This window comes from Dialister succinatiphilus YIT 11850 (assembly GCF_000242435.1).
In the GTDB taxonomy this organism is placed as follows: Bacteria; Bacillota; Negativicutes; order Veillonellales; family Dialisteraceae; genus Dialister; species Dialister succinatiphilus.
Window position 1 is genome coordinate 363,238 of sequence record NZ_JH591187.1, and the last position, 7,437, is coordinate 370,674.

The window sequence follows — 7,437 nt, forward strand, 5'->3', positions numbered from 1 at the left end:
CTTCATCCTGCTTTTTTGTCCCGGGAAGTTTTTGGAAAGATGGCAGAAAAAAAGCTGTGAAGAAATGGGGGATATCCTCATTTCTTCACAGCCTTAGAGGCGGTTCTTTATTTACTTAAATCAATGGAACGGATCTGCTTCCGCAGGGGCAGTACAGAGTAGGGGGCTACGGAGAATTCGTCCACTCCCATGCGGAGGAAGGTTTCGGTGATGGAAAGGTCGGAACCCAGTTCACCGCACATGCCTACCCAGATGCCTGCTTTGTGAGCATTTTCCACGGTCATCTGAATCAGTTTCAGTACTGCCGGATGGTGGGGATTAAAGAAGTCAGAAAGGACGCGGCTTGTTCTGTCTACTACCAGGGTGTACTGGGACAGGTCATTGGTGCCGATGGAGAAGAAATCTACTTCTTTGGCCAGTTTGTCGCTGATTAAGGCAGCTGCCGGCGTTTCTACCATAATGCCTACTTCCATATGATGGTCATAGGCGATGCCCTTCTTATCCAGTTCCATTCTGACTTCGTCCAGGATTTCCCGAGCCTTCCATACTTCCCATACCGAGGTAATGAGGGGGAACATGATGGCTGCTTTGCCAAAGGCGCTGGCCCGGAGAATGGCACGGAGCTGGGTCTTGAAGATTTCCGGCCGCTTCAGGCAGATACGGATGGCCCGCATGCCCAGGGCAGGGTTTTCTTCCTTCGGCAGATGGAAAGCAGAGGCTTCCTTATCAGCGCCAATATCCAGGGTACGGATGATGACGCGCTTACCGGCCATGGTTTCGATGGCCAGTTTGTAAATATTAAACTGTTCCTCTTCACTGGGGAGAGTGTCTCTTCCCATGTAGATGAATTCACTGCGGAAGAGGCCGATGCCTTCGGCATCATTTTTCAGAACGGCAGCCAGGTCGGAGGCGGAAGATACATTGGCTGCCACTTCCACCCGGTGACCATCTACGGTTTCACTGGGAAGGCCTTTCAGCTGCTGCATCAGTTCCTTCAGCCGTATGCTCTGGTCCTGTTTCTCCTTCATCACTGCCAGAATGCCCGGTGTGGGATCCAGATACACCGTTCCGGAGAATCCATCAATCACAGCTGTTTTGCCGTCAAAGGAGTCATCCACTTCTGTGCCGGTAGCTACGATGGCAGGAACGCCCAGTGCCCTGGCCAGAATGGCAGTGTGGGAAGTGGGGGTGCCTTCTTTTGTAACGAAGCCCAGAATTTTTTTGGTATCCATCTGGATGGTCTCGCTGGGGGTGAGGTCATCGGCATAGAGGATACAGGGTTCATCGCCGGCAAACATGGCTTTTTTCTGATGAAGGGTACGCAGGAGGATGCGGGCGATTTCCTGCACGTCTGCTACGTGGGCCTGCATGTATACATCAGTTCCGCTGCTGTAAATCTGGGTGAAGTTCTTTTCAGCCTGGGAAATGGCAGATTCTGCATTGATGCTCTGACTGCGGATCATGGAGCGGACGGCATCTACAAATTCCGATTCTGTCAGCATCTGCTGGTATACTTTGAAAATGGAAGCATTATCCAGACCCACATGGGACACCGCCTCCTGATAGAACTGGTTCATTTTGGCAGAGGCGGTATTTCTGGCAGAATCGAACCGGGCCACTTCGGTTTCCGGGCGGTCTACCTTCGATTCTTCTACGCTGAATTCTTTATGACGGAATACCCGGAGTGGTCCGATGGTAACCATACCGGAAATGCTTTTACCTGTAATTTTTTCCATTCTATGCAATCCTTTCTTTTTCCGCAGGGGAAATCAGTCTTCGATTCCTTCCCTTCCCATGACACCTTTGTCATAGTAGTGGCGGATTTTTTTCATTTCAGTAATGAGGTCGGCAGCATCCAGAATATAGGATGGAGCGTTGCGGCCGGTAAATACCAGTTCCACCTCCGGACGGCGGGCAGCAAGGATTTCCTTCGTGTCCTCCTCGGTGGCCAGGTCATACCAGCAGGCCATATTGTATTCATCCAGGATAACCACATCGTAGGGGCCGGAAACGGCACCGATGGCGTCATCAATGCCTTTCCGTATCATATCCCGATATTCTTTGGGCGGATGACCGGCAGGATACACCACCAGCTTGTCGCCCCAGGCCTTGATTTCTTCTTCCGTAAGCATGCCTTCTTTAGCAATGAAATAAGGTTTACCCAAAGTAATAAGGGTGATGCCGTCAAGGCTTTGGAGCACTTTCTGCTCCGAGTAGGCCAGAGATTTCATGAACTGGATGATGCATACCTTTTTCCCCGCACCTATGGCGCGGATGGCAAGACCGATGGCAGCCGTGGTTTTCCCCTTGCCGTCACCGGTATACACTTGAATGTAACCTTTCATCATATCCTCCTTATCAGAAAATATCATTTGGAAGGGATATTTCTATCGAATTAAAGAATAGATTGGTCATTCTTTCATTACCCTATTATACAATGGATAGAAGGGAAACAAAAGGCGATGATTCCGATTTCATCCATGGAAAAACCGCCATGGAAACCATGACGGCTTTGGTTACAGACATTTGTTGTTAAAACAGCGTCTTTTTTTGTACATTTTATGAATGATATAAGCAGCCAGAAGGAGGAAAAGAAGCACAATGAAACGAGTGCCGTGCTCCGAGAAATAAATGAGGTCATGGCCCAGCCATACTTCAATGATTACAGAGGGAATCTTGCCGATGAGGGTAGATTTCAGATGCTCCCGGCTGGTGAGCTTGCTTAAGACGGCAATGGCAGTGAAAAGAATATTGGGTGAATAGGGAATAGCCCTGGCCAGAGCCATATTCTTCACACAGCTGTATTTGTCCAGCTTGGTAAGCATATGCTTCTTTTCAATCAGACGGCGGGCTTCCTTACGGAAGAAGATACGTCCGATATGGAAACTGATTTCAATGCCGATGACTTCTCCCACCCAGGAAATGAAAATCCCCGGAAGCAGGCCGAAGAGCGCTCCATTCACTGTAAGGAAGGGAATCGTAGGAATCCCGAAGACATTACAGAAAATGAGCAGACCAATGCTCACAAGAAAAGCTCCGTACCCGAAGGATGAAATGTAATCCGCCAGACCGTCCACATCGCCTGCCATGGTGAGGTGGATGGTATGGTAATAAAATTCAGGATAGTACATACGAACCAGGTAAACGGATATGACGGCAGCAGCAATCAGAATCAAAAGTCCGATAAGCTTTTTACATTTGTCAATCATAATGTATCCTTTTAGCCGCCCACAAGCCGGAAATCGGCGCAGTCATCTGTCCCGGCGGAGCGGCGTACCGGACAGATATATCTTATGGTTCTCGTTTCAGTCAGTTGTAAGCTTTAGAAAAGCAGTGTTTATTGTAAGCGATTTGTCAAGATTATGCAAATACCTTTTCTTATCTCATATATTATAATACAGGGTCATCAGATTTTCCAATATACATAGCAGACTATATAAGTTTAGAATACCGATAAAATCGGGAGTTTTGCAATTCGTTTCCATTGGCAGCTATGAAAAATCAAACAGAGGGATACGTTACTGCTTCATGGCAGGGGAGCATACCGGAAAAGAGAGAGGGCGGACAAAGAGGGGGAAAGGTAAAAAGGCTGCAACGCCCTGCCTGGCTTTTCATGGTTCATGATGAGGTCAATCTAAGGGTCTTCATACATCAAAGGACAGGCCCTGCCATGGTTTTTCAGAAATGACACCGTTTCGCCCCCTTATATGCTATCTTTCCTTTTATGGATTCCCAGTGAATTTTTAGGCATAAATCTGTTATAATGAGAAGGACATATTTCTGCAGGAGCTGCAGACAGATTGAGAACCTTTGTTTTTTTTGATTCGGCAGGTGTTGGAAAATGGATTTTAACTTGACAGATAAGCAGAAGGAACTGGTAGGGCTGGCCCGTGATATTGCGCAGAAGGAAATCGCACCCAGGGCCCTTTCTATCGATAAGAGCGGTGTTATGGATGAGGAGCTGCTTCGAATTTTGAAGCAGTCCGGCATGACGGCTCTGTCGGTTCCCAAGGAATTCGGCGGTGCCGGACTGGATCTTTTGACCATTGCCATGATCAGTGAAGAACTGGCCAAAGGATGTGCCGGCGTGGCTACCGTATGTGCTGCCAATTCCCTGGCTTCATTCCCGGTGCTCATTGCAGGCAGCGATGAACAGAAGAAATCCTATTTCGACTGCCTGAATGAAGGGGGCATGAGCTGCTTTGCCCTTACGGAACCGGGGGCCGGTTCCGACGCCGGCGCCGTTTCCTGCCGAGCTAAGAAGGTGGACGGCGGCTATGTACTGAATGGGACCAAGTGCTTCATTACCAATGCACCTATTGCAGATAAAATCACTCTCTTTGCCAATACAAGAGAATCCGGCGGCATCCGGGGGCTCACTGTTTTTTCCGTAGATAGAAATACCAAAGGTATTTCCATGGGCAAGGAAGAAGATAAAATGGGTATCCGCGCTTCCGCAACTTCGGAAATCATTTTTGATGACTGCTTCGTGCCTGCTTCTACCAGGCTTGGAAGGGAAGGCATGGGATTCCGCATCGCCATGGAAACGCTGGAAAAATCACGACCGGTAGTAGGGGCTATTTCTGTGGGTATTGCCCAGGCTGCGCTGGAAAATGCAATCCATTATGCGCACCAGAGAAAGCAGTTCGGACAGAAAATCGCTTCCTTTGAAATGGTGCAGCAGATGATCGCCGACATGGTGACAAAGACGGAAGCAGCCCGGGCTCTGGTGTACAAAGCCTGCTGGATGCAGATGACCGGTGATAAGAAAGCATCTCTTTTCTCCGCCATGTCAAAATGCTTTGCTTCCGATACAGCCATGGAAGTCACCACCACCGCCGTACAGGTTATGGGCGGCAATGGATATTCCCGGGAAAATCCGAACGAAAAATATATGCGTGACGCCAAGATTATGCAGATTTATGAAGGAACCAACCAGGTGCAGCGTCTTGTGATTGCCAATGCGGCTATGTACTGATCAGTGGGCGGTTTCTTATTCTTTACAGACGGGAAATGCATGAATGTCAGTACCGGCCGGAGAGAAACATCCTCCTTATTCTGACTTCATCCAGCCGGGCAAAAAAAGCTTGCAATCTATGGATATTCTGTGTATAATAATCAGCATAGTTAAACAAAAGGCAAAAGGGCCTGCGTACTTTTGTATGCAGGCCCTTTCTATGTTGGAGGTGCTGGTCATGATGTGGCATTGAGCGAAAGGGCAGATAAAAACGGTATAAAAGCAGAGGGGCCCGGGAAACTCCTCTGTATAATTTCATAAAAATGGGTGATGGCGCTGCTATGGGAATTTCAGGGATTCCAGGCGGCTTTTTTTATTTTTCAGAAAGGAATTTATGACTATGCGCAAATATCTTTTACCGGCATTTCTGGGAGCCTGTTTCCTTCCAGGAATGGCCATGGCGGCTGATGAAGGAAGCAGACTGAACGGGGCGGACATGGCTTACATGGCCATTTCCACACTGCTGGTGCTCATTATGACTCCGGCTCTGGCTTTTTTCTACGGTGGTCTGGTACGCCGTAAGAACACCATTAATACCATTATGATGTCCATGGTATGTCTGGCTATCTTTACCGTACAGTGGTTTGTCTATGGGTATTCTCTTTCCTTCGGCCCTGATGTGGGCGGCATCATCGGCAATCTGGACTGGGCCTTTTTCCATGATGTAGGCATGGCAGCCAATCCGGATTATTCTGAAACCATTCCCCATATCCTATTCGCCCTGTTCCAGATGGCTTTTGCCATCCTCACGCCGGCCATCGTCAGCGGCGGTATTGTGGAAAGGACCCGTTTCCCGGCCTATTGTATTTTTATCCTTCTCTGGGGCACTCTGGTATATGATCCCATGTGCCATATGGTATGGGGCGTGGGCGGCTTCATCCGCAATATGGGAGCCCTTGACTTTGCAGGGGGCACGGTCATTCATGTCACCTCCGGCTTCTCTGCTTTAACTGCGGCCATTCTGATCGGCAGAAGAAAAGGGTATGGCATTCTTTCCCTCCGCCCTCACAATATTCCCTATGTCTGCCTGGGCGGCAGCTTCCTGTGGCTGGGATGGTTCGGGTTTAACTCCGGCGCTGGCCTTTCGGCCAACGATGTGATGACGCAGGCCCTGGCCAATACAGGCATTGCCTCCTGTACGGCCGGTCTGGTGTGGATTGTTATTGAAGAAATCATTCACAAGAAAATGACGGCCCTGGGTCTTATGACCGGCATCCTCACCGGCCTCGTAGGCATTACACCGGCCGCAGGCTTCGTAGATGCCGGCGCAGCCTTCTTCATTGGTATCACCACACCGCTCATCTGCTATTTCTTCGTTTCCTTCGTCAAATCCAGACTTGGCTATGACGACTCTCTGGACGCCTTCGGCTGCCATGGCATGGGCGGCGTATGGGGTGCTCTGATGACAGGTATTTTCTGTACTAAAACCATCAATGATGCCGGTGCCGATGGCCTTCTCTACGGAAATCCCGGCCAGCTCATTCCTCAGGTGACAGGCATTGTGACCGGCATCATTGTGGCCGTAGTTATGACTACCTTGATTATCAAAGTGCTGGGGATTTTCATGAAAGTCCGCGCTACTGCTTCTGAAGAAGCCCAGGGCCTGGACCTTATCGACCATGGTGAAAGAGCGTATAATAAATTGTAAGAGGTGAAACCTATGAATACAGATAAGAAAATCTACAAGGTGGATGCGGTTATCCGTCCTGAAAAGCTGGAAGAACTGAAGGACAAGCTGTATGAAATCGGTGTTACCGGTATTACTGTTACTGAAGTCTACGGCTGCGGCCTCACCCATGGACAGGAAGAAATCTATAGAGGAAATGTACTCTCGGTGAACCTGCTTCCGAAAATTAAAATAGAAATTGTTATTTACGAAACACCTCTGGAAAAACTGATTCAGACCATCCGCGACACCTGCAACACCGGTCATGTGGGAGACGGTAAAATCTTTGTATCCGAACTGACCACCGCTGTCAAAATCCGCACAGGAGAAAGAGGCGGCGCTGCCATTATCGATGACAAGGCATAAGTGAACAAAAAGGGCTGTGAAGAAGGGGAAATCATTTTTCACGGCTTGAGGTAAGCATCGATTGATTGGCCTGCAATTCCGGCTTTGCTCCGGATGGTGAAATATGATTCATGAAATGCAGGCTCCTGGATCAGCAGCGCTTTCCCTTAAACTATATATAACTCAAACTTCGCACACGGAAAACATCCCGTATGCCTTGATAAATCAGCTTGAACTGAATGTCGAAAGCCATTCACGCACACTTCTGTGCACGCAGACGACTCATCCAAAGAGCGGGCAGATCGTTCAGGAATCGTTCCAAGAGCGATTCGACCAGCAAGACTTCTGACGGATATTCTGCCCGAAGCTGCTCCGCAAACTCCTGCAACACGAGGCGAAGCGCTTCCAT

The 7,437-nt window shown here is 48.9% G+C and carries 6 protein-coding genes; 3 read left to right on the forward strand and 3 right to left on the reverse strand.

The genetic code is table 11. The features are described 5' to 3' along the window. Nucleotides 1–107: 107 nt before the first annotated feature. From ptsP to HMPREF9453_RS01525, 3 genes are all read right to left on the reverse strand, one after another. Entirely contained in the window at nucleotides 108–1,736 is a 1,629-nt protein-coding gene (ptsP, locus tag HMPREF9453_RS01515) for a phosphoenolpyruvate--protein phosphotransferase (RefSeq protein WP_008858799.1), read from the reverse strand. Nucleotides 1,737–1,769: 33 nt separating this feature from the next. Further along, nucleotides 1,770–2,345 (reverse strand): cob(I)yrinic acid a,c-diamide adenosyltransferase, encoded by a 576-nt coding sequence (locus HMPREF9453_RS01520; protein WP_008858800.1) that lies wholly within the window; start codon nucleotides 2,343–2,345, stop codon nucleotides 1,770–1,772. 171 nt (nucleotides 2,346–2,516) lie between these two features. Next, nucleotides 2,517–3,209, reverse strand: a complete 693-nt coding sequence (locus HMPREF9453_RS01525) for a TVP38/TMEM64 family protein (protein WP_008858801.1) — start codon at nucleotides 3,207–3,209, stop codon at nucleotides 2,517–2,519. Between the two features lie 632 nt (nucleotides 3,210–3,841). Between HMPREF9453_RS01525 and HMPREF9453_RS01535 the strand changes: the two genes are divergently transcribed. The 3 genes from HMPREF9453_RS01535 (at nucleotide 3,842) to HMPREF9453_RS01550 (ending at nucleotide 7,049) form a co-directional block, all read left to right on the forward strand. Continuing rightward, the gene (locus HMPREF9453_RS01535) at nucleotides 3,842–4,978 is read left to right on the forward strand and encodes an acyl-CoA dehydrogenase family protein (RefSeq protein ID WP_008858802.1); all 1,137 of its coding nucleotides are present in this window, start codon (nucleotides 3,842–3,844) and stop codon (nucleotides 4,976–4,978) included. 373 nt (nucleotides 4,979–5,351) lie between these two features. Next, a complete protein-coding gene (locus tag HMPREF9453_RS01545) occupies nucleotides 5,352–6,665 on the forward strand; it encodes an ammonium transporter (protein ID WP_232217304.1) in 1,314 nt (437 codons plus the stop codon). A 12-nt stretch (nucleotides 6,666–6,677) separates the two neighbouring features. Then, nucleotides 6,678–7,049, forward strand: a complete 372-nt coding sequence (locus HMPREF9453_RS01550) for a P-II family nitrogen regulator (protein ID WP_008858804.1) — start codon at nucleotides 6,678–6,680, stop codon at nucleotides 7,047–7,049. Nucleotides 7,050–7,437 lie beyond the last annotated feature (388 nt).